Origin of the sequence: Paracoccus sp. MKU1, assembly GCF_001447385.1 — a bacterium.
Taxonomy (GTDB): Bacteria; Pseudomonadota; Alphaproteobacteria; order Rhodobacterales; family Rhodobacteraceae; genus Paracoccus.
Genome location: NZ_LLWQ01000066.1, coordinates 1 through 1823 on the forward strand (window position 1 = coordinate 1; position 1823 = coordinate 1823).

Sequence of the window (1823 nt, forward strand, 5' to 3'; positions counted from 1 at the left end):
ATCGGGATGAACGGATCGAGCTTCGGGCGCCTGACCTCGGCCGTCCGCCGGTAGCCCGGAGGAACCGAGAACGTCATCATCTTTGCGACCGTGTCGCGCGATATGTTGAATGTCGTCGCCGCCTGACGCTGGCTCATACCAGCAGCACAGGCCTGACGAACCTTGAGATAGAGTTCCACGCTGTAGATCCTCCCATCCTCCCTGCAGCCGCAGAAAGGGAAAAGGTGGACGACTTTTACGCCGCCCGCAGCAGCACCATGCCGCCGCTAACGTGGACTAATTTCGCACCGCCATTCTCACCAGAACAAGACGGTTGCAGCTAGCATGATCGTCTGCGGGCTGCGACCCCAGAACTACGCATCGTTGACGCAGCAGGAAAAGTCTCAGTTCCTGCGCTTCAATGACCTGCGGGGTACAGCCGTCACTTTGTTGGCCGAGGCTGGCTGCGAGGTGCCTCAGATCGCGTCGATCACCGGGCACACGCTGCAATCGGCTACCCGTATTCTTGAAAAGTACATGGCGATGACGCCTGCGCTTTCGAGGGCCGCGATTCAGGCTTTCGAGAGCAGCCCGGCCACCGCCTTTGCAAACCGGCCCCCAGAAGAAGGAGCAGAGCAGTGAAAAAACGCAATAATGTCTGGATGCCAAATGGCGGACCCGGAGCGATTCGAACGCCCGACCCCCAGATTCGTAGTCTGGTGCTCTATCCAGCTGAGCTACGGGTCCGCTGTGAGCCGGTGATTTAGAGTGAGCGCCGGAGGGGCGCAAGGCCAAAATGAGCTTTGGCAGAAACTTTTTCTGAAATCGCCGTGAGCGCCAAGCCGGATCGACATTGCGACCTTCCAGGCCGGGCTTGGCGACGATCCATCGATCGCCATGTCTGTGGACCGAGGGACTGGACCGCACCGGAACGCAGTAAGTCGAGCGATATGCCGCAGGCGCGGCTCCGCCGCTGGCAAAAGGGAAACCTGGCACCATGGATCGAAGCGGCAACCCTTTGTTTGCGAAGAACTGCTCTGGCTTTCTGTTCGGGCGCGCATCGGCATGGCTTGGCGGAGCACGGCGCCGGTGACACGGATACCGGCGGCTTCACTTCGGGCGCCACGCCCCCAAGCTACGGCCGGAGAACGGTCCCCGTCAGAGAACCGCCCTCCGAGCCGCCACGATGCTCTGGCCAGGCTGGTTGCCGCGCAGCCCTAGCACTACTTTGGCGGAAGTGCATTTTCAGGATTCCCAAGGGTCACTTGCGGTGCTTCATGGAGTGCCAGCTTGTGGAGGCTGGCGATGGCGGATGATTGGCGGGACGATCTGACGGAGTGGCTTCGTCCCTTTGTGGCAACATTGGGCAACCGTCGCCGGGCGCGGATGTGTCCGGCTTACGTTGAGGGGCTGATTGGTCCTGGCGATCGCAAGAGCGTGCAGCCCATGGCGATGCGTTCGCCCGGGATTGGTTATGACCAACTTCATCATTTTATTGGTGCCGCGCTGTGGGACAGCGCGCCGCTGGAGAAGGAACCGTGCCGGCAGGCAGACGCCTTGGTCGGTGGCAGCGATGCCTGGCTGATTATTGATGATACCGCGTTGCCCAAGAAGGAGCGTGCCTCGGTTGGGGTAGCACCGCAATACGCGTCGGCGCTCGGCAAGAAGGCCAACTGCCAGACCCTTGTGTCGGTGACGCTGGCATCAGGCGAAGTGCCCGTGATGATCGGGCTTCGGCTGTTTCTGCCCGAGAGCTGGACCGGTAATACGGCGCGCATGGATCGGGCAAAGGTTCCTGACGAGGCGCGCACCTACCGTGACCCAAGCCGGAGATCGCCTTGGCC

At 61.4% G+C, this 1823-nt stretch carries 1 protein-coding gene, 1 tRNA gene and 1 pseudogene; 2 read left to right on the forward strand and 1 reads right to left on the reverse strand.

The annotated features are described in order from the left end of the window. Positions 1–324 precede the first annotated feature (324 nt). On the forward strand, positions 325–621 hold the full coding sequence (locus AQY21_RS30140) for a hypothetical protein (protein ID WP_058096647.1): 297 nt from the start codon (positions 325–327) through the stop codon (positions 619–621). A gap of 28 nt (positions 622–649) precedes the next feature. Here AQY21_RS30140 and AQY21_RS04790 read toward each other — a convergent pair. Beyond that, a tRNA-Arg gene (locus tag AQY21_RS04790) sits at positions 650–726 on the reverse strand. 558 nt (positions 727–1284) lie between these two features. Between AQY21_RS04790 and AQY21_RS04795 the strand changes: the two are divergent. After that, positions 1285–1823: pseudogene (locus AQY21_RS04795) on the forward strand (IS701 family transposase); the annotation flags it as partial.

Coding starts and splice junctions, on each gene's coding strand:
- AQY21_RS30140 (WP_058096647.1), top strand. CDS start 325: ATGATCGTCTGCGGGCTGCGACCCCAGAACTACGCATCGTTGACGCAG.